Below are 24,948 nucleotides of genomic sequence, written 5' to 3' on the forward strand. Positions count from 1 at the left end.
GACGGTCGCCCCGCCTGACCCCGCCTGGCCGCTGGACGGGCCGCCAAACCGACGCCGTTTTCGACGATGACCGGTACCCTCGCGCCGGTGACCGATGCGAAGGCTCCGCGCAGTGCCCGCCTGCTTCTCCGGCACCCTTCGGCGGTGCTGCTGGCCGCCCAGCTCATCGGCGTGCTCCTCTACCCCTTCGTGCCGGCCAGCGGCGAGGGTCGCGTCCTGCTCGAGGTGTTCGGGGCGCTCGTGCTGGCGTTGGCCATCTGGTCGGTCCGGCACACCGCCGGCCGCGGCCAGGTCCTCGTGTCGATCGCGCTCGGCATCGCCGCCTCCGGCCTGTCGATCGCCGACGCGATCCAGGGGTCCTGGGGCCTGGCCCTGCCGTCGGCGCTCCTGCACGCGCTCTTCTACTTCTGGGCGGCCGGCAACCTGATGGTCTACATGCTCGCCGACCACGACGTGACCGTGGACGAGCTGTTCGCGGTGGGCGCCACCTTCACCCTGGTGGCCTGGGCGTTCGCGTACGTCTTCGCCGCCCTCCAGCTGGTGCAGCCCGGCTGCTTCACCGCAGCCGTCGACCCCCTCGCTCAGCGGACGTGGGTCGAGCTCCTCTTCCTGTCCTTCACCAACCTGACCAGCACCGGGTTGTCCGACATCCTCCCGGTGACTGCACACGCCCGATCGGTGGTGATGATCGAGCAGCTCGCCGGGGTGGGCTACGTGGCGCTCTTCGTCTCCCGGCTGGTCGGGCTGACGGTCAGCCGCAACATCCGGGGGACCGGCCAGTCCCGGGCCGAGCCACCTGCCGCGGACACCGTCTGACGAGGGAGTCGCAGCGGCCGAGTGCTGCGGCGCTCCTCAGGCACCTGCTTCGATCGGACCGAGAACATCGGCGACGCGTGGGGCACGACGTCGAAGAGGTGGCCGGAGGGATCGCGCATGACCACCCACGTCCGCCCGTCCGCGACCTTGACCGCTCCGAGGGCAGTCAGTCGAGCCACCTCCGCGTCGACGTCGTCGGTCTCGATGTCGAGGTGGTAGCGCGCGTCCGCGCCGCCCACGTCCTGCAACCCGACCCAGGACGACGCCGCCGGGTTCCGAAGCGTCGTGAACTCGGGATGATCGACGACCTGGACAGCTTCGGTGAGCAGGGCGGCGGCCCAGAACTGCCGGGTGGCGGCGAAGGTGGCGGTCGGCGTGTCGATCACGACCTCACGCAGGAGGATGCGGTGCATCACCGCAGTACACCGCACCGCACCGTCCCCGGGAAGCAGCCGCTCTCAGCGGGCGCGGGCCGGCAGTCGCCGGTCGATCTGCTGGAAGCACCACAACCAGGCCAGCTCCAGCGGACCACGGCTGAAGCGGCGCAACCACAGCCGGGCGAACGCGCTGATGATCACGACCACGACCAGGTAGAGCGCGAGGGTGCCCGGGACCCTGGCACCGGGTGACATCGCGGCGGCGAGGCCGAGTCCCCAGCCGTAGCAGATCGCGCCGGCCACCAGGTTCTGCAGCACGTAGCAGCTGAGGGCCATCCGCCCCACGTCGGCGAGCCGGTTGCGGACGGGTCCCGCGTCGGGGCGCCGTCGGACGATCTCCACCACCAGCGCCAACAGCCCCAGAGCCACGAGCGGGGCCGTTCCGTACCGTGCCGCGATGATGCCGGCCGGCTCCAGGGCGAGCCCGAGAGTGAGGTCGGCGACCACGGCCACCGACCCCAGCACCAGCAGTCGTCGTCGCAGTCGCTCGCCGCGTGGCTCCAGCACCCCCGACCGCAGCAGCCGGGCGCCGAGCAGGAACAGCGCGACCGACATCGGCAGGATGAACACCGTCTCCAGCCGGAACAGCACGACGTTGTCGATCCGGAACAGCACCAGGTCCCACCACGAGCCCTCGGCGTACGGGTTCGGGTCGAGCGCGGGCGGGGCCGAGGCCGGCACCGGGCTGAGCTGGAACGCCACGGTGATCATGGTGAGCACCAGCAGGTGCACGGCGCCGGCGAGGACGCAGACCCGTCGCTGGGCCCGCTCGCTGGTGGCCAGCACGTAGGCCACCACGAACCCGGTCAGGGCGTAGCCCATCAGCACGTCGAACTCGATCACCAGCAGGAAGTTGAGCAGTCCGTCGAGGAACAGCAGCGAGGCCCGCCAGGGGTAGCGACCGGGCCAGGGTCGGCCCGCGCGCACCGCGGACCGCCGCTGGATCTCCAGACCGATGCCGAACATCAGCGTCAGCAACCCCAGGAACTTCCCTTGCGCGAGCTGCTGCAGGACGTCCTCGGTGAGCGCCCACGGTGCTGGCGTGCCGTCTCCGCCGGTGCCGTTGATGTAGCCGATCAGGCCCTCCGGATCGGTGAAGATCCAGATGTTGGTGGCCAGCGTGCCGAGGATGGCTGTCCCGCGCAGGACGTCCAGGGCGGCGTAGCGGGTCGGGCGCAGGGTGCCGGTCGACATCCCAGGACCGTAGCAGATGGACAATACGATCGTATGGTCTGCCGTCCCGTGATCGGTGGAAAGATGACCGGGTGAGCGTCTCGCCGTCGGACCGGTTGCTCCAGGTGGTCGTCGACCTCCTGGTCAGCGACGGGTTCGAGGGCGTCAGCGTCCGCAAGGTGGCGACCGCAGCAGAGGTGTCGATCGGCGCGGTGCAGCACCACTTCCGCACCAAGGACGCCATGCTGCAGGCGGCCATGGACCTCGCGTCCCGGCGGTTCCAGGAACGGCTCTCCCGCGAGATCCCGCCGAACACCCCGCCCGGGGCCGCCCTGCGGGTGGTGGCCCGGGAGCTGCTCGGCCTGGGTGACGAGGCGCGGTCCATCAGCGTGCTGTGGGTGGTGCGGCTGGCGCGGGCGGCAGTCGATCCCGGCACCGCGGCGCAGCACGCCCGTGAGTGGCAGGACGTCGAGAGCCTGCTGCTGGCCCTGGTCGTGGCCGTCCACCCCGACCGGGGGGAGGCCTGGGCGAGCGATCACGCCGGCTCGCTGCTCGCCCTCGTCGACGGCCTCGCCACCTCAGCCCTGGTCGAGCCCGGTCGGATGCCCCCGGACCGGGCGCGGCGGCTGCTCGATCAGGCCCTCGACCGGCTGCTGGACTGAGCAGGTCAGGCGGCGGTCTCGTCCTCGGGCGTCAGCTGCTCCTCGGCCCGCAGGTTCGCGGCCAGCAGCCGGGCGGCCACCTGGGTGGCGTCCGCGGTGGCCAGCAGGGCCCGGGCGTACGGCAGGAACTGGTGGCCGACCTCGGTCAGCACCGTGCGGCCGCCCCGCAGCTCCAGCAGCGGCAGCCCGAGTCGTCGCTCCAGCCGGTGCAGCTGCCGCGCCAACGACGGCTGGGTCAGGTGCAGCGCCTGGGCGGCGGCGTTGACCGATCCCGCATCGGCCACCGCGACGAAGTAGCGGAACGTCCGCAGCTCGACGGTCGCCTCCAGCCCGATCACGTGGCCGGGATCAGCGTGTACTTGGACTCCAGGTACTCCGCGATCCCCTCCTGTCCACCCTCCCGGCCCAGCCCCGAGGCCTTCACCCCACCGAAGGGGGCGGCGGCGTTGGAGACCAGTCCGGTGTTCAGTCCCATCATCCCGGTCTCCAGCCGTTCGATCAGCCGGTGCGCCCGGGCCAGGTCGGTGGTGTACGCGTACGACACCAGGCCGTACTCGGTGTCGTTGGCGGCAGCGACGGCCTCGTCGTCGGTCTCGAAGGTGGTCACCCCGAGCACCGGACCGAAGATCTCCTCGCGCAGCAGCCGGCTCCCCGGCTGGACGTCGCGGAGCACGGTCGGCTCGTAGAAGTAGCCCGGCCCGGCGATCCGCTCCCCGCCGGTGGTGAGACGGGCACCATGGTCAAGAGCGTCGGCCACCATCGCGTCGGTGCTGTCGACCGCCTTGGCGTCGATCAGGGGCCCGATGGTGACGCCCTCGGTCAGGCCCGAGCCGACGGTCATCTTCTCCACCCGGGCGGTGACCCGGGCGACGAACTCGTCCGCCACCGAGGCGTGCACGATGAAGCGGTTGGCGGCGGTGCAGGCCTGGCCGATGTTGCGGAACTTGGCCGTCATGGCGCCGTCCACGGCGGCGTCCAGGTCGGCGTCGGCGAAGATCAGGAACGGCGCGTTGCCGCCCAGCTCCATCGAGGTGCGCAGCACGTTCTGCGCGGCCTGGGCCAGCAGGGTGCGCCCCACCGGCGTCGAGCCGGTGAAGGACAGCTTGCGCAGCCGTGGATCCGACAGCAGCGGCTCGGTGACCTCGGCCGCCCGGGAGGAGGCGATCACGTTCACCACACCGGCGGGCACACCGACCTCGGACAGCAGCTGGGCGAACAGCAGCGTGGTCAGGGGGGTGTTGGCGGCGGGCTTGATGATCACCGGACAGCCGGCCGCCAGCGCCGGGGCGATCTTGCGGGTGGCCATGGCCAGCGGGAAGTTCCAGGGCGTGATCAGGTAGGCCGGACCGACCGGCCGCTGGGACACCACGATCCGGCCCGTGCCCTCGGGGTTGAGCCCGTAGCGTCCGCCGATGCGGACCGCCTCCTCACTGAACCAGCGCAGGAACTCCGAGCCGTAGGTCACCTCGCCGTACGCCTCGGCCAGCGGCTTGCCCATCTCCAGGGTCATCAGCCGGGCGAACTCGTCCTTGCGGCGCGTCACCTCGTCGAAGGCCCTGCGGAGGATCTCGGCCCGCTGCCGGGGCGGGGTGGAGGCCCAGCCCGGGCCGGCGGCCGCGGCGGCGTCCAGCGCTGCCCGGGCGTCGGCGGGCGCGGCATCGGCGATGCTGGTGAGCTCGTCACCGGTCGCCGGGTTGATCACCGCGACGGTACGGCCGTCCGCGGCACCCGACCACTCCCCGTTGATCAGCACGCCGGTGGGCAGGTCCTGCGGCAGTCCCGTGTCGGTCATCGGTGCTCCCTTTCCGTTCGCTGGTGGGCTTGTCGTTCGAGAGTTCGTCAGTGGCGGGCGAGGCCGGCGAGCAGCACGTCGAGGCCCTCGACGAGCAGGTGGTCGGGGATCGACAGCGGGGGCAGCAGCCGGATCACGTTGCCGTAGGTGCCGCAGGTCAAGATGATCACACCCTCGGCGTGGGCGGCCTTGGCCACCGCGGCGGTGAGCTTCGCGTCCGGTTCGCCGGTGGTCGGGTCGACCAGCTCGATGGCGATCATGGCGCCGCGACCGCGGACCTCCCCGATCCGGGGGTCCGCCGCCTTCGCCGCGGTCAGCCGCTCGACGGCGATCGTCTCGATCTGACGAGCCCGCTCGATCAGGCCGCCGTGCTCGAAGGCGTCGAGGGCGGCCAGAGCGGCCGCGCAGGCGACCGGGTTGCCACCGTAGGTGCCACCGAGCCCGCCGACGTGCGTGGCGTCCATGATCTCGGCGCGACCGGTGACCGCTGCCAGCGGCAGTCCACCCGCGATGCCCTTGGCCGTGGTGATCAGGTCGGGCACCACCCCGTCGTGCTCGCAGGCGAACATCGCGCCGGTGCGGGCGAAGCCGGTCTGGATCTCGTCGGCGATGAAGACGACGCCGTTGGCCGTGCACCAGGCACTGAGCTCGGCCAGGAAGCCGGGAGCGGGGACGATGAAGCCGCCCTCGCCCTGGATCGGCTCGATGATGATCGCGGCCAGGTTGTCGGCGCCGACCTGCTTCTCGATCTGCAGAAGCGCCGCCTTGGCGGCCTCCGGACCAGACAAGCCGTCCCGGTAGGGGTAGGACATCGGCGCGCGGTAGACCTCGCCGGCGAACGGACCGAAACCGCTCTTGTACGGCATCGACTTCGCCGTCAGGCTCATGGTCAGGTTGGTGCGACCGTGGTAGGCGTGGTCGAAGGCCACCACTGCCTGCTTCTTGGTGGCCACCCGGGCGATCTTGATGGCGTTCTCGACGGCCTCGGCCCCGGAGTTGAACAGCGCGGTGCGCTTGTCGTGTTCACCGGGGGTCAGCCGGTTGAGCCGCTCGGCGACCTCCACGTAGCCCTCGTAGCCGGTGATCATGAAGCAGGTGTGGGTGAAGCGGGCGACCTGGTCGGCCACGGCGGCCGCCACCGCCGGGTCGGCGTTGCCGAGCGTGGTGACGGCGATGCCGGACCCGAGATCGATCAACGAGTTGCCGTCGACGTCGACCACGACCCCGCCGCCGGCCGCGGCGGCGTAGACGGGCATGGTCACACCGACACCCGTGGCGACGGCGGCGGACTTGCGCGCCTGCAGCTCGGCGGTCCGCGGGCCCGGCAGGGCGGTCACCAGCCGACGCTCCTGGGGCAGGGTGGGTCCACCGGTGAGGATCTCGGGTGTGACGGTCATGAGCAGCTCCTTCGGGTCTCGTCGCTCGATCCCGACGGTATGCCCGCGAGGCATTGCCAGTTAGACCAAGCGACTGCCAGTTTGGCAGGCCGCGAGGGCTAGGCTGCCGCTGTGACCACCCGTCTCGCCACCCTGATCGCCGATCGGCCGCTGGGTCTGCGACTGCTGGCGGGAGACGACGCCACCGAGGTCGGCTGGGCCCACAGCTCCGACCTGCTGGACCCGACACCCTTCCTCGAGCTCGACAACCTGCTGCTCACCACCGGCACGCAGTTCGCCGCCGACGCGCCCGCCGGTGAGTACGAGGCCTACGTGGCCCGTCTGGTCGCCGTCGGGGTCGGGGCGCTCGGCTTCGGCACCGAGGTCGTCCGGGTCACCCCCGAACCGCTGGTCGGCGCCTGCGTCACGCAGGGCCTGCCGCTGCTGGAGGTCCCCTACCGGACCCCGTTCCTGGCTCTGGCCCGACGGATCGCCGACGCCCGGGCCGCGCAGGACCACGCGCGCGACCTGTGGGCCCTGGACGCCCAGCGGGCGCTGTCCCTGGCCGCTCTGTCAGCGGAACGGATCGCCGGGGTGCTCGAGGAGCTCAGCCGCCGGCTGGCGGCGACCGTGGTGCTGCTCGACGCCCACGGGGAGGTCCTGTCCGAGCACGGTCGCCCGGCGCTCGACCGGGCTCAGCTCGACGCCGTGCAGACCGAGGCCCGCCGGCTGCTGCACCGCCGGCTGCGGTCCGGGTCCGCCCTGGAGCTGCCCGATCTCGCCGGGGTCGGGCAGGACGGCGCCGGGTCGGACGGCCACGGTCGCACGGTCACCATGCAGACCCTCGGTCGCCGTGACGAGCTCCGCGGGGTGCTCGCGGTCGCGGTGGCCGAGCGGCCGGACACGTCGGCCACCGCGGTGATCACCAGCGCGGTGGCGCTGGCCGAGTTCGCCGTCGAGGACGCCGCCCGGCGGGAGGAGTCCACCCTGGCCCTGAACGCCCAGCTCTTCCAGCTAGCCCTGGTGGGGCACGTCGACGCGGTCCGGGACGTGCTGGTGGCCGCCGGCCGGGAGCTGCCCGAGGCTCCGGTCCGCCTGCTGCTGACCGAGCTCTCCGGGGACCGCGACGCCGGTGAGCTGGAGCACGCGTTGACCGTCCGGACGGCGAGGTCGCAGCAGTGGGTGCTGGCCACCCGCTGGCAGCACCGCTTCGCCGCCGTGGTCGGGACCGGCGCCGCCCGGGCGGCCGCCGACGTGATCGCCGCCCGGCAGACCCCGGTGGTCCTGTCGCGTCCGGTGGGGTGGGCCGACCTCGTGTCCGCCCTGCACGAGACCAGGGACGCGCTCGACTCAGCTCCCCGGGGCGCCGGCGTGATCGAGCTGGAGACCAGCGCGATCCTCGGCCTGCTGTCCCGCGACGACATCGAGAGCCTGGCCCGCGAGCGTCTGGCCCCGCTGCTGGCCGCTCCGGACGGGCCGGATCTGCGGCGCGTGCTCGAGACCTGGTTGCGACAGAACGCGGCGTGGGACCCGGCGGCGCGGGAGCTGGGGATGCACCGGCACACGCTCAAGGCCCAGGTACGTCGGGCCGGCACCCTGATCCGGCTGGACCTGGACTCGTTCGAGGCCAAGGCCGAGCTGTGGGCGATGCTGACCGCCGCCGGCGGCGACCGATGAGATCGGGCGACTGGTTCGCCGACCGGTTCGGGCTGCCGCGACCGGCCACGCTCGAGGGGCCGGTCGACCGCGGGTTGCAGGGCCAGGTGTGGCGGCTGACCTGCAGCGGTCGTGCGTACGCGGTCAAGGAGGCGCTGGTCCCCATCGACCCCGCGCAGGTCGGGGCGGCGTACGCGTTGCAGCTGCGGGCCGAGGCGGCCGGGGTCCGCGCCCCGCGGCAGCTGCTGACGCGGGACGGTGAGCCGGCCGCGTACGTCGACGGGGAGACCCTGCGGGTCTTCGACTGGGTCGAGCTGGCCGCCCCGGACCGGGAGCTGGACCCGGGCGCCCTGGGCCGGTCACTGGCGGCCCTCCACCGCGCGGGCGGACCGGCGGGCGCCCCGGTGGACCCGTGGTTCGTCGACCCGGTCGGTCGGGACCACTGGCGGGAGCTGCTGGCCGAGCTGACGCTGGCCGAGGCTCCGTTCGCGGGGGCGCTGGCCGCGGTCACCGACGAGCTGGCGGCGAGCGAGGCGATCATGCAGCCGCCCCGCGACGTCATCGTCTGCCACCGCGACCTGTGGGCGGACAACGTCCGGGCCGTGGCCCCCGGCGATCCCGGGAGAACCACCCCCGACCCGGTGGTGATCGACTGGGACAACTGCGGACCGGCGTCCGCGGCCGGGGAGCTGGCCATGGTGCTGGTCGAGTTCGGCACGTCCACGGCCCGGGCCCGACAGCTCCACGACGCCTACGTCGACGGCGGCGGGCCGGCGCGGCTGACCGGGATCGGTGACTTCACGATGCCGATCGCCGTGCTCCACCACCTCGTCGAGCTGGCGGCCCGGCAGTGGCTCGCGGCCTCGGGCGATCTGGCCCGCGGTCGCGCCGCGGAACGGGTCACGGAGTTCACCGACGACCCGTTCTTCCTCGCCGACGGCCACCGGCTGCTCGACGCCGTCAGCGGCTCAGCGGAGCCTGCCGGCTAGACCACGCAGAACTCGTTGCCCTCGGGATCGGTCATGATCACGTGGTCGAGGGCGCCGTCCTGCTCGACCTCCCGCTGCACCGACGCTCCGGCGACGGTGAGCTTCTCCACCACCTTCTCGATCCGGGAGCGGCGCTTCTTGGGTGACTGGTGGCGGCCGCCGCCGACCTTGAGGTCGAGGTGCACCCGGTTCTTCACGGTCTTGGCCTCGGGCACCTTGAGGAACGACAGCGTGGGTCCCTGACCGGCCGGGTCGGACAGGTAGGCCGCGTCGTTCCACTCCTTCTTCGGCACCCCGATGTCCTTGAGCCAGGCGTTCCAGGTCTCGAACCCGTCCGGCGGGTCCGCCTCGACGTAGCCGAGGGCGTCGGCCCAGAACGCCGCGAGTCTGGGGGGATCCGCCGCGTCGATCGTGAGGCCCCACGAGGTGTGCATGCCGACAACCCTGCCACGAGCACTCAGCGGTCGGCGACCAACACGTCGTCCAGCAGCATCCGCAGCGCCGGATTGCTCGCCTCGCGCAGCCAGAGCAGGTGGAGCTCGACCGGCGCCGGCGGCAGCCCCGCGATCCGCCGGTGGGTCACGCCCTCGATCCCGAGCCGGACGGCGGACTCCGGCACGAATGCGACCCCGCGTCCGGCGGCCACCAACCAGAGCATGGTGAGGACCTGGCTGACCGAGTGCACCACGTTCTGCTCGGCGATCGGGATCAGCCGCACGACCAGGTCGTAGAAGTAGCGCGCCCGGGTCGGCGCGTGCATGATCAGCGGCTCGTGGGCGAGGTCCTCGGCGCTCACCGACCTCGAGGTGGCCAGCCGGTGCGTCGTCGGCACGGCCAGCAGCAGGGCCTCGCGCTGCAGCACCCGGGAGGCGAACGTCGTGGTGTCGAACGGCGGCCGAGCCAACCCGAGATCCAGGTCACCGGTGAGCAGTCCGTCGATCTGGTCCCGGGTGACCAGCTCGTGCAGGTCCAGGTCGATCTCCGGGTGGGCCGCTCCCACGCGGTTGAGCAGCGACGGCAGCACCCCGAACGCCGCCGTGGCGGTGAACCCGATCCGCACGGTGCCGGCCGAGCCGGCGTGGATCCGTCGGACGTGGTCGAGAGCCCCGTCGGCGAGACCGAGGAGCCGGCGCGCCTCGGTCAGGAACGCCGCCCCCGCCGTGGTGAGCTCGACCGTCCGGTTGTCCCGTTCGAGCAGCTGGACCCCCACCGACCGCTCCAGCTTCTGGATCTGGCGACTGAGTGGCGGCTGCGTCATCCGCAACCGCTCGGCGGCGCGGCCGAAGTGCAGCTCCTCGGCGACGGCGACGAACCCACGGAGCTGATCAAGGGTGAACATGATGCTCTCAAGGTATCAATCGATCCAGAAGAAGTGTTGGACGTGAATCACCGGTCTCCGTAGGCTCAGGTCATCCGCCGAACGATTCTCAGGAGCACCGTGACCGCCTTCAGCCCCACCGACGTCGCCCAGCAGCTCGGCTCCGGCCTGCTGTCCTTCCCGGTCACCCACCTGACCGCGGAGCTCGCGTTCGACGAGACGGCCTACCGGGAGAACATCGGCTGGCTGTCCGGCTACGACGCGTCCGGGCTGTTCGCCGCCGGCGGCACCGGCGAGTTCTTCTCGCTGACGCTCGGCGAGGTCGAGCAGGTCGTGACGGCCGCGGTCAAGGAGACCCCGGCCGAGCTGCCCGTGATCGCCCCGGCCGGCTACGGCACCGCGATGGCCGTCGAGCTCGCCCGGTCCGCCGAGCGTTCCGGCGCGGACGGGATCCTGCTGCTGCCGCACTACCTCTCCGAGGCCGGTCAGCGCGGTCTGGAGGACCACGTGCGAGCGGTCTGCCGCTCCACCGAGCTGGGCGTGATCATCTACAACCGCGCGAACGCCCGCTACGACGCCGACACCGTCGAGCGCCTGGCGGCCGACTGCCCGAACCTGATCGGCTTCAAGGACGGCGTCGGCGACATCGAGCAGATGACCCGGATCTACTCCCGGCTGGGCGACCGGCTGCTCTACGTCGGCGGGCTGCCCACCGCCGAGCTGTACGCGCTGCCGTACCTGAAGCTCGGTCTGACCACCTACTCGTCGGCGATCTTCAACTTCCTGCCGCAGTGGGCGCTGGACTTCTACGCCGCCGTCCGCGGTGGTGACGACGCCCACGTGTTCGCCGCCCTGAACGACTTCGTCATCCCCTACTGCGATCTGCGCAACCGGACCGCCGGCTACGCCGTGAGCATCGTCAAGGCCGGCATGCGGGTCATCGGGCGCCCCGCCGGACCCGTCCGACCGCCGTTGACCGACCTGACCGAGGCCGAGGTGGCCGAGCTGGCCGCCCTCGTGGCCCGGATCTCCTGATCGTGTCCACCGCTCCCGGCGCCCCGGCGCTTACCGGCAGCTCGCTGATCGGTGCCGCTGACGTGCTCCCGGCCGGTGTCGGCTTCCACGCCGTCGACCCGGTCAGCGGGACCGAGCTCGAACCGGTGTACGGGGAGGCGGGGCCGGCCGAGGTGGAGCGCGCGACCGTCCTGGCCGCCGCTGCCTTCCCCGTCTACCGCCGGACCACCGGTGACCAGCGGGCCGCGTTCCTGGAGTCCGTGGCCGCCCACGTCGAGGCCCTCGGCAGCGCACTCACCGAGCGGGTGACCGCCGAGACGGGTCTGCCGGCGGCCCGGGTGGCCGGCGAGCTGGCCCGCACCGTCGGTCAGCTCCGACTCTTCGCCACCGTGCTGCGCGACGGCGGCTGGCACGGTGTCCGCGTCGACACCCCGTTGCCCGACCGCAGTCCGCTCCCCCGCCCGGATCTGCGCCAGCGTTCCGTGCCGGTGGGACCGGTGGCGGTGTTCGGGGCCAGCAACTTCCCGCTCGCGTTCTCGGTGGCCGGTGGCGACACCGCCTCGGCCCTGGCGGCGGGCTGCCCCGTCGTGGTCAAAGGCCACCCGGCGCACCCGGGGACGTCGGAGCTGGTCGGTCGGGCCATCCGGGCGGCCGTGGTCGACCACGGCCTGCCCGAGGGCACCTTCTCGCTGCTGCACGGCACCACCCACGAGCTGGGCACCGCCCTGGTCGCCGACCCCCGGATCCAGGCGGTCGGGTTCACCGGCTCGCGTGGTGGCGGGCTGGCCCTGGTCGCGGCCGCACAGCGACGCCCCGCACCCATCCCCGTCTACGCGGAGATGTCCTCGGTCAACCCGGTCTTCCTGCTGCCCGGGGCGCTGGCCGCCCGGGGGCCGGCGACGGCAGCGACCTACGCCACCTCGGTGACGGGCTCGGCCGGCCAGCTGTGCACCCAACCCGGTCTGGTCTTCGCGCTGGACGGCCCGGACACCGACGCCTTCGTGACCGCCGCGTCGGCAGCCGTGGCCGAGGTGACCGCCGGCCCGATGCTGACGTCCGGCATCGCCGGGGCGCTCGACCGCGGCGCCGACGCCATGGCCGCCACCGCCGGCGTGGACACCGTCGGTCAGGGGACGGTCGACCCGGAGCTCGCGTTCCCCGGGCTGCCCCGGCTGTTCGTCACCGACGGCGACACGTTCCTGACCACCCCCGCGCTGGCCGGCGAGGTGTTCGGTCCCACCTCCCTGGTGGTGCGGGTGCGCGACGTCGACCAGCTCCGGCAGATCGTCGGCGGTCTCGAGGGTCAGCTGACCGCCACCGTGCACCTGGCCGAGTCCGACCACGACCTGGCCGCCGAGCTGATCGGCGAGCTCGAGCTCGTCGCCGGCCGGATCCTGGTGAACGGGTGGCCGACCGGCGTCGAGGTCGGCCACGCGATGGTGCACGGCGGACCGTTCCCGGCCACCTCCGCGCCGGCGACGACCTCGGTCGGCACCCGGGCCATCGAGCGGTTCCTGCGCCCGGTCGTCTACCAGGACGTGCCCGAGGACCTGCTGCCGCCCGAGCTGCACCGCGCCGCGGACGTGCCCGCCCTGGTCGACGGCGTCCGCCGGTCCTGATCACCTCCCCCGCCCGCGAACGTCCCGAGAGGAACCCCTCATCATGACCGCCATCACGACCGCCGCCCCCGCCCCGGTCAGCGCCCCCTCCCCAGCAAGTGCACTGTCGGCTCCGAACGCCACCCTGCTCGCCGCCGCCCCCGGTATCTCGACCGTGGACCGGATCGCCCACCTGAAGCTCTCCTCGATCACCCTGCCGCTGACCACTCCGATCAGCGACGCCAAGGTGCTCACCGGACGGCAGAAGCCGATGACCGAGGTGGCGTTCCTGTTCGTGGAGGTGACCACCCAGAACGGTCACAGCGGGATCGGCTTCTCCTACTCCAAGCGCGCCGGCGGCCCGGGGCAGTTCGCGCACGCCAAGGAGATCGCGGATGTGCTGATCGGTGAGGACCCGAGCGACATCGGCAAGCTGTGGGTCAAGCTCTGCTGGGCCGGCGCCTCGGTCGGTCGCAGCGGGCTGGCCACCCAGGCCATCGCCGCGTTCGACGTGGCCCTGTGGGATCTCAAGGCAAAGCGGGCCTCGCTGCCGCTGAGCAAGCTGCTCGGCAGCTACCGCGACTCGGTCCGGACCTACAACACCTCCGGCGGGTTCCTGCACACCCCGATCGAGCAGGTGCTCGAGAACTCGGCAGCCGCGTTGGAGAGCGGCATCGGCGGCATCAAGCTGAAGGTCGGTCAGCCGGACTGGCGGACGGATGTGGCCCGGGTGACCGCGGTGCGGGAGCACCTGGACGACGACGTGCCCCTGATGGTGGACGCCAACCAGCAGTGGGACCGGGCGTCGGCGATGCGGATGGGCCGGATCTTCGAGGAGTTCGGTCTGGTCTGGATCGAGGAGCCGCTGGACGCGTACGACGCCGAGGGCCACGCCCAGCTGGCCCGTTCGCTGGACACCTCCATCGCCACCGGCGAGATGCTGGCCAGCGTGGCCGAGCACGCCCGGCTGATCGAGGTGGGGGCGGCCGACATCGTGCAGCCCGACGCCCCCCGCATCGGCGGCATCACCCAGTTCCTCAAGCTGGCCGCGCTGGCCGAGTCCAAGCAGCTGGAGATCGCCCCGCACTTCGCCATGGAGATCCACTGCCACCTCGCGGCCGCGTACCCGATCGAGCCCTGGGTCGAGCACTTCGACTGGCTGGATCCGTTGTTCAACGAGCACCTGGAGACCCGCGACGGCCGGATGTGGGTGTCCGACCGCCCCGGACTCGGCTTCACCCTCAGCGAGCAGGCCGCCGCCTGGACCGTGGGCACCGCGGAGTTCGGCCGGCGGCCCTGACCCGGTCATGACCGTTCCCCGCGTGGTGAGGATGACCGTCTACCCGGTGGCCGGGCACGACAGCATGGAGCTCAACCTGAGCGGTGCGCACGGGCCGTACTTCACCCGCAACCTGCTCGTGCTCGAGGACTCGGCGGGCCGGGTCGGGGCCGGTGAGGTGCCGGGCGGGGAGAACATCACCACGACCCTGCGGGACAGCGAGGCGCTGGTGGTCGGCTCCCGGGTGCCGGACTACCGCGCGACCCTGCACCAGGTCTCGTCCACGTTCGCGGACCGGGATGCCGGCGGTCGAGGTCGGCAGACCTACGACCTGCGCACCACGATCCACGCGGTGACCGCGATCGAGGCGGCCCTGCTCGACCTGCTGGGTCAGCACCTCGACCTGCCGGTCGCCGCGGTGCTCGGCCCCGCCGGACAGCAGCGCGACACGGTCAGGATGCTGGGCTACCTGTTCTACCTCGGGGACCGCACCCGGACCGATCTCGACTACCGCTCCGACCCCGAGGCGGCCGACGACTGGTACCGGCTGCGGGACGAGGAGGCGCTCACCCCGGAGAAGATCGTGGCACTGGCCGAAGCAGCCCACGACCGGTACGGCTTCCAGGACTTCAAGCTGAAGGGCGGCGTGCTCGCGAGCGCCGAGGAAGCCAGGGCCGTCACCTCACTGAAGCACCGGTTCCCCGAGGCACGGATCACCCTGGATCCCAACGGGGCCTGGTCGCTGGCCGAGGCGATCGAGGTGGCTGACGGTCTGCGGGACGTGCTCACCTACGCCGAGGACCCGTGCGGAGCGGAGGACGGCTTCTCCGGTCGGGAGATCCTGGCCGAGTTCCGGCGGGCGACCGGGATGCCCACGGCCACCAACATGGTCGCCACCGACTGGCGGCAGCTGGGCCACGCCCTCGCGCTGCACAGCGTGGACATCCCGCTGGCCGACCCGCACTTCTGGACGATGCAGGGCTCGGTCCGGGTCTCGCAGGTGTGCGCCGACCGTGGCCTCGTCTGGGGCTCGCACTCCAACAACCACTTCGACGTCTCGCTCGCGATGATCACCCAGGTGGGCGCGGCGGCGGTCGGTGCGTACACGCCGCTCGACACGCACTGGATCTGGCAGGAGGGCACCGAGCGGCTGACCACCGAGCCGCTGCCGATCGTCGGCGGCGAGATCAGGCTGCCCGACCGCCCGGGTCTGGGTGTCGAGCTCGACGTCGACCGGATCGAGGCTGCCCACGAGCTGTACCTGGAGCAGGGACTGGGCGGTCGCGACGACGCCGCCGCCATGCAGGGCCTGGTCCCCGGGTGGACGTTCGACCCCCGCCGACCCTGCCTGGTGCGGTGAACCACGAGCCCAGGTCAGCGGGGCACCAGCGTCCCCGGGCGGCGCAGTCCGGGACCGGCCGTGGGGCGCGTCTGGTCGGCAGCGCTCAGTCGTCCTGCGGCTCACCGACGAGCAGGGTGAGCCCCTCGTGCGGCTCCAGTGAGATGGCGAAGCTGTGCAGGTCGTCCACCTCGCCCACCTGGATGCCGGTGGTCATGTCCACCACCACCGAGCGGGGCGGCAGGTGCTCTGACCGTACGGTGCCGGAGATGGGCTGGGCGGCGAAGTTGAGCACCGTGATCTGGCGACCGATGTCGAGCTGGTGGACCATGACCAGCATCGCGCGGTTGGACACCTGCGGGACGTCCAGCTGGGTTCCGGTGGCCAGCCCGAACTGGTTGCGGACCCGGAGGATCGCGGCCAGGCGGGAGGCGAACGACCGCGGGTCGACCAGCTGGTCGGGCAGGGTGCCGTACAGGCTCCGACCGCGGGGCATCTTGGACGTCGACTCGGTCGCGGCGGGCTGGTAGTCCATCAGGTCGTACGCCGAGCGGTGGATCCAGCGGGTGTCGCCGGAGGCGACCAGCGCCGCCACCTGCTTCCGTTCCAGCGTGAGGGCGCCGACCAGGTCCCAGCCGGACAGCGCGAACACCCCAGGCTGCCAGGCGTTGAACATGGCCAGCAGCAGGTGCGCGTTCTGGATCTCGTCGACCTGGTCGGTCGACAGGTTGTCGATGTCGGTGAACCCGAGGGAGGCCGCGATGATCGTCGCCGTGGTCGAGGCGATGCCGTTCTGGGTGAAGGTCGAGTTGTAGGGACCGGCCTCGCCGGTGAGCCGGTCCGTCAGCTCCCCGCGGATCAGCACGGCCAGGTCGCCGCCGAGCACCTGCTCGCCGCGGAAGTCGAAGACCTCGTCCTTGTGCACGGCGGCGAAGTGCACCAGCTCGTACGTCATCTCGTCGTGGTTCTGCAGCGCGTGCACCAGCTGCACCGGTTCGACCCCCAGCTCGGCGGCGACGTGCAGGGTGAGCCGCAGGAACTCGGTGTCCGCCGTGGCCATGGCGTGGTGGTAGGCGGGGCGGGTGACGAAGTCGTACGACAGGTCGGCACCGCGGGCCGAGCTGCGGGCGATGTCGGTGATGGAGAGGTTGAGCTCCTGGAAGGTGAAGCCGCCGACCTTGCGCACCATGCTGGCGATGAACTGGTTGGAGGCCTCGGACAGCGGGTGCCCCTCCGACCAGGCCGGGGAGTCGTCGGTGTTGCGCTCGACACCGAGGAAGCCGTTGGCGTCCAAGCGCAGTGCTCCGCTGCCCAGGTCGCCCAGGGAGTGGAGGGCGTCGCCGATCACCAACCGCATGCCGGCGAAGGACGGATCCAGCCAGTTGATGGAGGGCTGACCCTCCTTGAAGTAGTGCAGGTAGACCCAGCGCCGTTCGACACCGTCCGGCCCCAGCACCGGAGCGGTGGCGCTCCAGTTGGTGTCCTTGAGACCGGGCTCGTAGAAGATGACCCGCTGCAGCCGGCCGATGATGTAGCCCGCCTTCTGCAGCTGGTTCTCGGCCTCGGCGTCCAGGTTCACGGAGTCGCGTCCGCGGGGGACCCGCGGCAGCAGGTGCCAGTCGTCCTCGGGGATCTCGATCATGTGGAAGATGCCCGGGTAGTCGCCGACCTTCATCTCGGCCAGGCGGAAGTCGGCCCCCTTGCCGGTGTGGCCGGGGACGATGTCGTCGATCACGGTGCCGTCGTGGGCGGTGGCCACCTCGCACATGGCCCGGAACTCGTCCTCGGTGCCGAACTCGACGTCGATCTGGGTGCTGATCCGGTCGAAGTGGCCGTCGATGCTGGGGGTGGCGTCCCAGCCGTCCAACCCGCCGGCCTTCTTGACCGGGCCGGTGTGCAGACCGTCGATGCCGATCGCCTGGAACGCCTCCCACAGGTCCGGGTCGCCGAGCGTGCCCAGGAACGAGCTGCCCGGTTTGGTGATCATCGAGATCGGGTAGGCGGTGAACCAGACCGACGTCTTGTCGATGGCCGCCCGCGCGTCCGGGTTGGCGAACGGGTTCTGCCACATGCTGCCCTGACCGGACAGCTTGCGGGCGAACTCGGTGGCGTCGGCCAGCATCGACTGGTCGACGAGCCAGGACACGTAGTGCTCGTTGTCCCCGCTCGGCCGGCCGATCTGCTCCTTGGGTCGCCGGGCGAACAGCCGCAGCCTGGCGCGGGGGCGGAGCCGGCGCGGACGGGCCGGGTAGAACTGCTCGTCGTAGCTGACCTCGCTCGGTTCGTGGGTCGTCGCCTCGTCGGCGTCGGTCGACGGCTCGGGCTTCTCGACTCGCTCATTCACCCGGTCAACGCTAGTGGTTGCGACCGCAGCCCGGCCCGGCGGGCAATCGTTCGAAGCCCGCCCGGATGCCGCAGGTCTCCACGGGGGGTACGAGACGGCGTACGAGCCGGATTACGGTGGCGGAGTGCTCGGCACCGGCAGGTTCGTCGCCGCCAGCGTCACCACCCTCGCGCTGGCTCTCGCGGCGTGCACCCCGGCTCCCCCGCGACCCGCCCGGTCCGTCGAGCCGGTGGTGCTGTCGGGCTGGGTGACCGTCGATCTCCCGCGCGACCTCATCCCGGCGACCGTGGCAGCCGTCGGGAACGACCTCGTGGTCGGCGGGTTCGTCGACTCCGGTGACGTGCGCGCGCCCGCCCTGGCGCGTGGGTCGGCCGACGACGCCTCCCCCGAATGGGTGCCGGTGCCCCTGCAGCCGTCCACCCCGTACGGCAGGGTCGCGTCCCTGGTGTCGCTGGCCGGTGCCGGCCGCTCGATGACCGCTCTCGGCGCTGCCCACGGTGGGGCGCACGCCAACTTCCGGTGGACCGTGTGGACCGGCACCCCGACCGGCGTGGCGGACCGCCCGCAGACCTTCGAGACCTTCGGCGGCCAGGAAGCCGGCACGCTGCTGGCCGTCGCGCAGGACCGTCGCGGGCCGCTCATCATCGGCACCTGGCAGGGCGCTCACGGTCTCGACGGGGCGATCTGGCGGGCGGAGGGCCACCGCTGGGTGCGGCAGCCGACGCCGCCGTCGCTGGTCAACTCCGTCGACCGCCAGATGGCCCCCCGCACGGCGACCGGTCAGCCGGACGGGTCGGTCGCGATCGAGGGCTCGGTGATCGATCTGCGTGACGGCGTGCACCAGGTGGCGGCGGTCTGGCGGGGATCGGGGGGCGACTGGCTGCTGTCGGAGCTGCCCGATCCGGGCCGGCGGAGCGAGGCCTGGTCGACGAGCTGCGAAGGTCAGGGACCCGACTGCGCGACCGTCGGCTCCCGCGACGGCACGGTGGCGGTCTGGACCGGCGACGGGCGGGCCGACCTGCCTGCGGTGACGGTGGCAGACGTCGACGTCGGTGTGCTCGTCCGGCGGGCCGACCGGCTCGTCGTCGCGGTCAGCACCGACGGCCGGGGCCGCCTGCTGGTCGGCCACGACGGCGGCTGGCGGCTGTTCACCGCCCCGGACGGCGTGGTCCGGGCGGCCGTGCTGGTCGGCACCCGGCTCTACCTGGTCAGCGGCTCCGAGGGCGCGGCGGTGCTGTCCGTGCGTGACCTCGCCGACGTCCTGGCGGGTTGAGCGGGGCGCTCGACCGACGACAGCGCACAGCACCACACTGGACCCGAGGTCCCCCGGTGTTCCGGTGCGGACGGCCCAGACCCCGGAGAGGCCGACATGAGACTCAGGCAGTTCAGCGTCGCCACCATCAACCTCTACAACCTGCAGCTGCCCGGCGCCGCGCTGAACCCGAACCAGCAGCCGTGGACCGTGGCCGAGTTCGACGCCAAGATCGCCTGGCTGGCCGCTCAGCTGAGCACGCTGGACGCCGACGTCGTCGGCCTGCAGGAGCTGTGGCACCGCGACGCCCTCGTCGCGGTGCTGCAGGCCGCCGGCCTGACCGACACCTACGACGTGCTGGCCGACCCGGCCAACGGCGACCGGATCGTCTGCGCGGCCCTGGTCCGGCGCGGCCTGCTGCACGGGACGCCGCGCTGGGTGGACCGGTTCCCCGACGGCGTACGCCTCGAGTCGACCTCGGGCGAGGACCCGCAGGCGCCCGCCATCGCCATCACGATCCCCGGGTTCTCCCGCCCGGTGCTGAACTTCCAGGTCGAGCTGCGCGACGACCGGCCCCCGACGGAGGTGTTCGTCACCCATCTCAAGTCGAAGCTGCCGACGGCTGTCTACAACGAGGGCTGGTACCGCCGCGATCCCGGTCTGTACAAGCCCCACACCACCGCACTCGGGGCCGCCCTCTCCACCATCCGGCGGACGGCCGAGGCCACCGGTCTCCGGGTGCTGCTCACCTCGGTCATGAAGGACAGCGACACCCCGGTGATCGTGCTCGGTGACGTCAACGACGGTCAGAGCAGCAACACCGTCAACATCCTCACCGAGCAGCCTCGCTATCTGGTCGGCGAGTCACGCGGCGGAGCGGACAACGGGCTCTACACCGCCCAGACGCTGCAGGAGTACCGCGACAGCCGCGACGTCTACTACACCCACGTGCACAACGACCTGAGGGAGTCCCTCGACCACGTGCTGGTCAGCGAACAGCACTACGACAACAGCCTCCGCCGCGTGTGGTTGTTCGACGGGCTGACGATCTACAACGACCACCTCAACGACGAGGACCACCGGGCTTCGGGGACCACCGACCACGGCCTGGTCAAGGTCGCGTTCCGCTACCAGCCGTACGCACCGTAGGCGTGGCTACTCCGCCCGGCGACCGACGAACCAGGTCCGGGGGTGGTCGTCGCCGGTGGGCAGCTCGTTGTGGGCGCTGGCGGCGAAGCCCGCCTCGGTGAGCAGCCGCAGCCAGACGTCCCGCGGGAACAGGCCGAGCCGGTGGGTCTCGTGGGCGGTCTCGACCGACCCGTTCGCGTCGCGCAGCACGAAGGTGTAGCTGGTGATCGTCCAGGTGTCAGCCGGATCCGGGTCCCAGGACCACTCCAGATACCGGGCGGCGCGGCCGTCGGTGGCGTCCGAGCCCCCGTGGTCGGTGCGCTGCTCGAAGCCCTCGGTCACGTCGTCGGGGACCAGCACGGCGATGCCGCCGGGCCGGACGTGGGCGTACGCGGTCTCGATGGCGGCCCGCAGATCGTCTTCGGTGGTCATGTAGTCGATCGCGTCGTGGATCAGGACCGCATCGAACTGCGTGTCCAACCGGACGGTGCGCATGTCGCCCTGGTGGTGGTCGGCCGTCGGGTTGAGCGCGCGCGACACCTGCAGCATCGGCTCGGACAGGTCCACCAGGGTGAGCCGGAACCGGTCGGCCAGGTGACTGGCCACGTGCCCTCCACCGCTGCCCAGCTCGAGCACCGTCGTGGTGGCGCCGTCGGCGGCCAGCAGACCGGCCGCGAAGGCCGCCTCCTCGGCGTACTCCTCCGGCGGCGAGATCAGCGGCCACCAGGGCGCGAGCTCGCCGTAGAAGCGGTGCTCGGCGTGGAACTCGGGCTGGGCCGGGCTGCTCATCGGCTCGCCACCTCCGTGCCGTCGGTCGTGTCCCGGCGGTCGGCCAGACCCAGGACGTAGTCGGCCTGGCCGAGGTGCTTGGCGCAGTCGTCGATCACGCTGACCAACCGCACGGCGGCGGTCACCGGTGGGTCCCACTGCTCGTCGACCACCCGGGCCAGCTCGGCGCTGGTGAGGCCGTCCAGGTAGGTCAGCGTCGCGGCGTGCACCTCCGCCTGGTAGCGGTCCAGCAGGGCGGCCGGCACCCGCACCGCGGCCACGTCCCCGGGGGTGTGCCCGTAGCCGGTGTCGTCGGGATCGAGCGGGAGACCGGCTTCGTCGCGGTAGCGCGGCCAGACCTGGTCGACCCCGGCCAGCCCGGCCACGTGGTCGTCCTGGACCCGGCTCAGGTGCCACAGCAGCCAGGTGACGGAGTTGGCTTCCGGATCGGGCCGCCACCCTCCGGTCTCGTCGGTCAGACCGGTGGTCAGCTGGGTCACGCCCTCGCGGATCCGGCCGAAACCGTCGGCCAGCAGGCCCTTGGCGGCATCGATGTCACTCACCGGGGTGAGGCTACTCGGCCGCGCCGACGACGAGTCGCTCGACCAGAGCGTCCACGTCGGGCAGCACGTCCAGCACGTCGGCGGCCCTCCGCGGACCGTCGCCCGGACCGAAGCCGAGGAGGTCGGCCGCGGCGGCGGCCAGTCGCTCCTCGTGCCGGGCCGCCACCCCGGCCGGGGCGTCGGCGGCGAGCACTGTCGCGCACCGCGCCGCCGTGGCCAGCAGCCACCAGACCGCCTCCCGCGGCCAGCCGGCGTCGACCAGCTCCACCGAGCCGTCCAGCGCGATGTGCCAGGTGTCGGGGCGCAGGTCGGAGGAGAACGGGAACGGCGTGCGCGCGTGGGTGGCGGTGACCCGCAGCGTGTCGGCCAGACCGTCCAGGTGGCGCCGGACCTGGTCGGACGTCACGTCGGCACAGCCGAGGGCCGCCAGCAGCCGCTCGTAGAGGTCGGGGGGTGCGTCGGGGGTCCCGGCCAGCAGCTGCTGACAGCGCAGGTAGCGCTTCCGCACGGTCGGGGGCCGACCCGCCGCCACCAGCAGCTGCACGGTGGGCAGGCTGGCGGGGAACACCCAGCCGATCACCTGCTGGGCCAGCGGCGCCGTCGGGTCGGCCGCGGCCAGACCGGTGGTGATCTTGGTCCGCACCTCGGTCACCCGCCGTCGCACCCAGACCGGCTGGTCGACCAGCCCCCGGACCTGGTCGTGCAACGCGGCGAGCGCCCCGGCGGGATCGTGGATGATCATGGCGTCGGTGAAGAACGGCGCCAGGTAGGAGGTCCCGGCGATCGTCCGGGGCTCGAGCTCGGCCGCCGACAGGCTGCTCACGTCCAGCAGCACCCCGTCGTGCCAGAGCTTGCCGACCTTGGCCGGGGCGACTCCGGAGGTGACCAGGACCAGGTCGACGTCGGAGGTGGTCGCCAGCTCGTCGCCGCCCGGACCCACGGCGGACGACCCGGCCAGGAACGCGCCCACCAGATCCGGACCGGTCTGCCCGCGGACCCAGTCCCGCGCCACCGCGCGGGCCTCGGCGATCAGCACCACTAGGACAGGTGTGTGGGTTCGGGCCGGCTCTTGTGGCCGTCGTCGTCGCCGGTGGCGTCCATCGCGTCCGACCGGGTCGACGAGCCGGTCCCGGCGGGCACAGCAGTGCCGGCCGGCACCAGGGAGATGATCACCGACTTCGAGGTCGGGGTGTTGCTGCCCTCGGCGGTGGAGTCCAGCGGCACCAGCGGGTTGGTCTCCGGGTAGTAGGCCGCCGCGCAGCCCCGGGGCGTGTCGTAGGCGACGACCCGGAAGCCGTTCGCCCGACGTTCCACGTCGTCGTCGTCCCAGTGGCCGATCAGGTCGACCAGCTGGTTGTTCTCCAGTCCGAGCATCGCCAGGTCGTCGGCGTTCACGAAGACCACGCGGCGCCCGCCCAGGATGCCGCGGTAGCGGTCGTCCAGGCCGTAGATCGTGGTGTTGAACTGATCATGGCTGCGCAGGGTCTGGAGCACCAGCTGACCCTCGCCGACCTGGAGCAGCTCGATCGGCGACGCGGTGAACTCCGCCCGGCCCGACGCCGTCGGGAACGTCCGGCTGTCCCGCGGCGGGTGGGGCAGCACGAAGCCGCCGGCGCGGTCGACCGACACCTCGTACGTCTCGCAGCCGGGCACCACCCGGGAGATGTGGGTGCGGATCCGGCGGTAGTCGTCCCGCATACCGGCCCAGTCGAGGCCGTAGCGGTCCCCCAGCGTCCGCTCGGCGATGCCGGTGACGATGGCCACCTCCGAACGCAGGTGCGGGCTGGCCGGTGCCAGCGGTCCGCGGGACGCGTGCACCGAGCAGGTCGAGTCCTCCACCGAGACGAACTGCTCCCCGCTCGCCTGGACGTCCTTCTCGGTCCGGCCCAGCGTCGGCAGGATCAGCGCGGTCTCACCGCAGACCAGGTGCGACCGGTTGATCTTGGTCGAGACGTGCACCGTCAGCCGGGCCCGCCGGAGGGCGTCGGCGGTCACCTCGGTGTCGGGTGCCGCCTGGACGAAGTTGCCGCCCAGACCGACGAAGACGTGGGCCTTGCCGTCCCGCAGGGCCCGGATCGAGTCGACGGTGTCGTAGCCGTGCTCGCGCGGGGGGTCGAACCCGAACTCGGCCTGCAGCCGGTCCAGGAAGTGCTGGGGCGGGCGTTCCCAGATGCCCATGGTGCGGTCGCCCTGCACGTTGGAGTGCCCACGCACCGGCAGCAGTCCCGCCCCCGGCTTGCCGATGTCGCCGCGGGCGAAGGCGAGGTTGGCGATCTCCTTGATGGTGGCCACCGAGTTGCGGTGCTGGGTCAGCCCCATCGCCCAGCAGTAGACGGTGGCCGGGGAGTCGGCGATCATCCGGGCCGCCTGGGTGATCAGCTCCTTGGACAGACCGGTGGCCGCCTCGACCTGAGCCCAGTCCAACGCGCCGACGTGGTCGCGCCAGGCCTCGTAACCGTGCGCGTACGCCGCGACGAAGTCGTGGTCGATGGCGTCCCACTCGACCAGCAGCGACCCGATCGCCTGGAACAGGGCGAGGTCGCCGTTGATCTTGACCGGCAGGTGCAGGTCGGCCAGCGCGGTGCCCTTGCCGACGATCCCGCGGGGGCGCTGCGGATTGCGGAAGTTGACCAGCCCCGCCTCCCGCAGCGGGTTGATGGCGATGATCTTGGCGCCCCGGTCCTTGGCCTCCTCCAGCGCCGACAGCATCCGCGGGTGGTTGGTGCCCGGGTTCTGCCCGGCCAGCACCAGCAGCGAGGCGGCGTGCACGTCCTCCAGGCTGACGCTGGCCTTGCCGATGCCGATCGTCTCGGCCAGCGCGACCGAGGTCGACTCGTGGCACATGTTGGAGCAGTCCGGCAGGTTGTTCGTGCCGTACGCCCGGATGAACAGCTGGTACGCGAAGGCCGCTTCGTTCGACGCGCGACCGGAGGTGTAGAAGACGGCCTCGTCCGGGCTGCCAAGGGCGTTCAGGTGGTCCGCGATGAGGCTGAAGGCGGCGTCCCAGGACACCGGCGCGTAGTGCTCGGCCCCCGGCCGCTTGACCATCGGCTCGGTGATCCGGCCCTGCTGTCCGAGCCAGTGCTCGGTCTGGGCGTCGAGCTCGGCGATGCTGTGCCGGGCGAAGAACTCGGGCGTGGCCCGCGCAGTGGTGGCCTCCTCCGAGACCGCCTTGGCCCCGTTCTCGCAGAACTCAGCCGTGTGCCGGTGACCGACCTCCGGATCCGGCCAGGCGCAGCTCGGGCAGTCGAAGCCCTCGGCCTGGTTGAGCCGGAGCAGGGTGGCCGCGGTCCGCCGCGGACCCATCTGGGTCAGGGAGCGCTGCATCGAGACGGCCACCGCCTTGACCCCGGCGGCGTGGTCGTCGGGCGGACGCACGCGCAGGTCGTCGTCGGATCCGATCGCGCGGCGGTCACGCTTGCTCACGGCTGTCTCCTTCATCGA

The 24,948-nt window shown here is 72.1% G+C and carries 22 protein-coding genes; 10 read left to right on the plus strand and 12 right to left on the minus strand.

Going from position 1 to position 24,948, the window contains the following annotated elements:
- Positions 1-87: 87 nt before the first annotated feature.
- Entirely contained in the window at positions 88-816 is a 729-nt protein-coding gene (locus ABD714_RS08280) for an ion channel (RefSeq protein WP_344811841.1), read from the plus strand.
- On the opposite strand, the gene ABD714_RS08285 is transcribed toward ABD714_RS08280, so the two are convergent.
- Together ABD714_RS08285 and ABD714_RS08290 are read right to left on the minus strand one after the other, a co-directional pair.
- Positions 711-1,229, minus strand: a complete 519-nt coding sequence (locus ABD714_RS08285) for a VOC family protein (protein ID WP_344811842.1) — start codon at positions 1,227-1,229, stop codon at positions 711-713. The two genes, ABD714_RS08280 and ABD714_RS08285, sit on opposite strands and share 106 nt — an antisense overlap.
- A 45-nt stretch (positions 1,230-1,274) precedes the next feature.
- Complete coding sequence (locus tag ABD714_RS08290; RefSeq protein ID WP_344811843.1) at positions 1,275-2,447, minus strand: DUF418 domain-containing protein; 1,173 nt, start codon at positions 2,445-2,447, stop codon at positions 1,275-1,277.
- Positions 2,448-2,518: 71 nt separating this feature from the next.
- Here ABD714_RS08290 and ABD714_RS08295 point away from each other — a divergent pair, with 71 nt between their 5' ends.
- Complete coding sequence (locus tag ABD714_RS08295) at positions 2,519-3,088, plus strand: TetR/AcrR family transcriptional regulator (protein WP_344811844.1); 570 nt, start codon at positions 2,519-2,521, stop codon at positions 3,086-3,088.
- 5 nt (positions 3,089-3,093) lie between these two features.
- Here the strand turns inward: ABD714_RS08295 and ABD714_RS08300 are convergent, their stop codons facing one another.
- The 3 genes from ABD714_RS08300 to gabT are packed head-to-tail and all read right to left on the minus strand — an operon-like array spanning position 3,094 to position 6,277.
- Entirely contained in the window at positions 3,094-3,426 is a 333-nt protein-coding gene (locus tag ABD714_RS08300; RefSeq protein WP_344811845.1) for a LysR family transcriptional regulator, read from the minus strand.
- Positions 3,423-4,880 (minus strand): NAD-dependent succinate-semialdehyde dehydrogenase, encoded by a 1,458-nt coding sequence (locus ABD714_RS08305; RefSeq protein WP_344811846.1) that lies wholly within the window; start codon positions 4,878-4,880, stop codon positions 3,423-3,425. The genes ABD714_RS08300 and ABD714_RS08305 overlap by 4 nt, the downstream gene beginning before the upstream one ends.
- 47 nt (positions 4,881-4,927) lie before the next feature.
- The gene (gene gabT / locus ABD714_RS08310; RefSeq protein ID WP_344811847.1) at positions 4,928-6,277 is read right to left on the minus strand and encodes a 4-aminobutyrate--2-oxoglutarate transaminase; all 1,350 of its coding nucleotides are present in this window, start codon (positions 6,275-6,277) and stop codon (positions 4,928-4,930) included.
- A 111-nt stretch (positions 6,278-6,388) separates the two neighbouring features.
- Between gabT and ABD714_RS08315 the strand changes: the two genes are divergently transcribed.
- Together ABD714_RS08315 and ABD714_RS08320 are read left to right on the plus strand one after the other, a co-directional pair.
- Positions 6,389-7,933 (plus strand): PucR family transcriptional regulator ligand-binding domain-containing protein, encoded by a 1,545-nt coding sequence (locus ABD714_RS08315; RefSeq protein ID WP_344811848.1) that lies wholly within the window; start codon positions 6,389-6,391, stop codon positions 7,931-7,933.
- Positions 7,930-8,901, plus strand: a complete 972-nt coding sequence (locus tag ABD714_RS08320) for a phosphotransferase enzyme family protein (protein WP_344811849.1) — start codon at positions 7,930-7,932, stop codon at positions 8,899-8,901. The genes ABD714_RS08315 and ABD714_RS08320 overlap by 4 nt, the downstream gene beginning before the upstream one ends.
- On the opposite strand, the gene ABD714_RS08325 is transcribed toward ABD714_RS08320, so the two are convergent.
- Together ABD714_RS08325 and ABD714_RS08330 are read right to left on the minus strand one after the other, a co-directional pair.
- Positions 8,898-9,335 (minus strand): VOC family protein, encoded by a 438-nt coding sequence (locus ABD714_RS08325; RefSeq protein ID WP_344811850.1) that lies wholly within the window; start codon positions 9,333-9,335, stop codon positions 8,898-8,900. The two genes, ABD714_RS08320 and ABD714_RS08325, sit on opposite strands and share 4 nt — an antisense overlap.
- 23 nt (positions 9,336-9,358) lie before the next feature.
- Positions 9,359-10,240 carry a LysR family transcriptional regulator gene (locus ABD714_RS08330; protein ID WP_344811851.1) on the minus strand — a complete coding sequence of 294 codons (882 nt, stop codon included), beginning with the start codon at positions 10,238-10,240 and terminating at the stop codon, positions 9,359-9,361.
- Between the two features lie 99 nt (positions 10,241-10,339).
- Between ABD714_RS08330 and kdgD the strand changes: the two genes are divergently transcribed.
- Genes kdgD through ABD714_RS08350 form a run of 4 tightly spaced genes read left to right on the plus strand, consistent with a single transcriptional unit; the run spans position 10,340 to position 15,470 of the window.
- Positions 10,340-11,254, plus strand: a complete 915-nt coding sequence (kdgD, locus tag ABD714_RS08335) for a 5-dehydro-4-deoxyglucarate dehydratase (protein WP_344811852.1) — start codon at positions 10,340-10,342, stop codon at positions 11,252-11,254.
- A gap of 2 nt (positions 11,255-11,256) precedes the next feature.
- Entirely contained in the window at positions 11,257-12,852 is a 1,596-nt protein-coding gene (locus tag ABD714_RS08340; RefSeq protein ID WP_344811853.1) for an aldehyde dehydrogenase (NADP(+)), read from the plus strand.
- Positions 12,853-12,895: 43 nt separating this feature from the next.
- Positions 12,896-14,131, plus strand: coding sequence for an L-talarate/galactarate dehydratase (locus ABD714_RS08345; RefSeq protein ID WP_344811854.1), 1,236 nt, complete (start codon positions 12,896-12,898; stop codon positions 14,129-14,131).
- A 31-nt stretch (positions 14,132-14,162) separates the two neighbouring features.
- Positions 14,163-15,470 carry an enolase C-terminal domain-like protein gene (locus ABD714_RS08350; protein ID WP_344812253.1) on the plus strand — a complete coding sequence of 436 codons (1,308 nt, stop codon included), beginning with the start codon at positions 14,163-14,165 and terminating at the stop codon, positions 15,468-15,470.
- Positions 15,471-15,555: 85 nt separating this feature from the next.
- Here the strand turns inward: ABD714_RS08350 and treS are convergent, their stop codons facing one another.
- Entirely contained in the window at positions 15,556-17,793 is a 2,238-nt protein-coding gene (gene treS, locus ABD714_RS08355; protein ID WP_344811855.1) for a maltose alpha-D-glucosyltransferase, read from the minus strand.
- Positions 17,794-17,917: 124 nt separating this feature from the next.
- Here treS and ABD714_RS08360 point away from each other — a divergent pair, with 124 nt between their 5' ends.
- Positions 17,918-19,066, plus strand: coding sequence for a hypothetical protein (locus ABD714_RS08360; protein ID WP_344811856.1), 1,149 nt, complete (start codon positions 17,918-17,920; stop codon positions 19,064-19,066).
- Between the two features lie 96 nt (positions 19,067-19,162).
- Positions 19,163-20,194 carry an endonuclease/exonuclease/phosphatase family protein gene (locus ABD714_RS08365; protein WP_344811857.1) on the plus strand — a complete coding sequence of 344 codons (1,032 nt, stop codon included), beginning with the start codon at positions 19,163-19,165 and terminating at the stop codon, positions 20,192-20,194.
- Between the two features lie 6 nt (positions 20,195-20,200).
- Here the strand turns inward: ABD714_RS08365 and ABD714_RS08370 are convergent, their stop codons facing one another.
- From ABD714_RS08370 to ABD714_RS08385, 4 genes are read right to left on the minus strand one after another with little or no spacing between them, the layout of a single operon-like run.
- The gene (locus ABD714_RS08370) at positions 20,201-20,962 is read right to left on the minus strand and encodes a class I SAM-dependent methyltransferase (RefSeq protein WP_344811858.1); all 762 of its coding nucleotides are present in this window, start codon (positions 20,960-20,962) and stop codon (positions 20,201-20,203) included.
- A complete protein-coding gene (locus tag ABD714_RS08375; RefSeq protein WP_344811859.1) occupies positions 20,959-21,504 on the minus strand; it encodes a mycothiol transferase in 546 nt (181 codons plus the stop codon). The genes ABD714_RS08370 and ABD714_RS08375 overlap by 4 nt, the downstream gene beginning before the upstream one ends.
- A gap of 10 nt (positions 21,505-21,514) precedes the next feature.
- The gene (locus ABD714_RS08380; RefSeq protein WP_344811860.1) at positions 21,515-22,543 is read right to left on the minus strand and encodes a hypothetical protein; all 1,029 of its coding nucleotides are present in this window, start codon (positions 22,541-22,543) and stop codon (positions 21,515-21,517) included.
- The gene (locus ABD714_RS08385; protein ID WP_344811861.1) at positions 22,543-24,930 is read right to left on the minus strand and encodes an FdhF/YdeP family oxidoreductase; all 2,388 of its coding nucleotides are present in this window, start codon (positions 24,928-24,930) and stop codon (positions 22,543-22,545) included. The genes ABD714_RS08380 and ABD714_RS08385 overlap by 1 nt, the downstream gene beginning before the upstream one ends.
- Positions 24,931-24,948: the final 18 nt, after the last annotated feature.

Source organism: Microlunatus aurantiacus (assembly GCF_039536605.1).
GTDB classification, from domain to species: Bacteria; Actinomycetota; Actinomycetes; order Propionibacteriales; family Propionibacteriaceae; genus Microlunatus; species Microlunatus aurantiacus.

Bases quoted from the DNA above. Each gene is read 5' to 3' on its own strand.
- ABD714_RS08365 (WP_344811857.1), top strand. From the start codon at position 19,163: ATGAGACTCAGGCAGTTCAGCGTCGCCACCATCAACCTCTACAACCTG.
- ABD714_RS08370 (WP_344811858.1), bottom strand. From the start codon at position 20,962: ATGAGCAGCCCGGCCCAGCCCGAGTTCCACGCCGAGCACCGCTTCTAC.
- ABD714_RS08345 (WP_344811854.1), top strand. From the start codon at position 12,896: ATGACCGCCATCACGACCGCCGCCCCCGCCCCGGTCAGCGCCCCCTCC.
- ABD714_RS08285 (WP_344811842.1), bottom strand. From the start codon at position 1,229: ATGCACCGCATCCTCCTGCGTGAGGTCGTGATCGACACGCCGACCGCC.
- gabT (WP_344811847.1), bottom strand. From the start codon at position 6,277: ATGACCGTCACACCCGAGATCCTCACCGGTGGACCCACCCTGCCCCAG.
- ABD714_RS08330 (WP_344811851.1), bottom strand. From the start codon at position 10,240: ATGTTCACCCTTGATCAGCTCCGTGGGTTCGTCGCCGTCGCCGAGGAG.
- ABD714_RS08290 (WP_344811843.1), bottom strand. From the start codon at position 2,447: ATGTCGACCGGCACCCTGCGCCCGACCCGCTACGCCGCCCTGGACGTC.
- ABD714_RS08305 (WP_344811846.1), bottom strand. From the start codon at position 4,880: ATGACCGACACGGGACTGCCGCAGGACCTGCCCACCGGCGTGCTGATC.
- ABD714_RS08350 (WP_344812253.1), top strand. From the start codon at position 14,163: ATGACCGTCTACCCGGTGGCCGGGCACGACAGCATGGAGCTCAACCTG.
- ABD714_RS08325 (WP_344811850.1), bottom strand. From the start codon at position 9,335: ATGCACACCTCGTGGGGCCTCACGATCGACGCGGCGGATCCCCCCAGA.
- ABD714_RS08320 (WP_344811849.1), top strand. From the start codon at position 7,930: ATGAGATCGGGCGACTGGTTCGCCGACCGGTTCGGGCTGCCGCGACCG.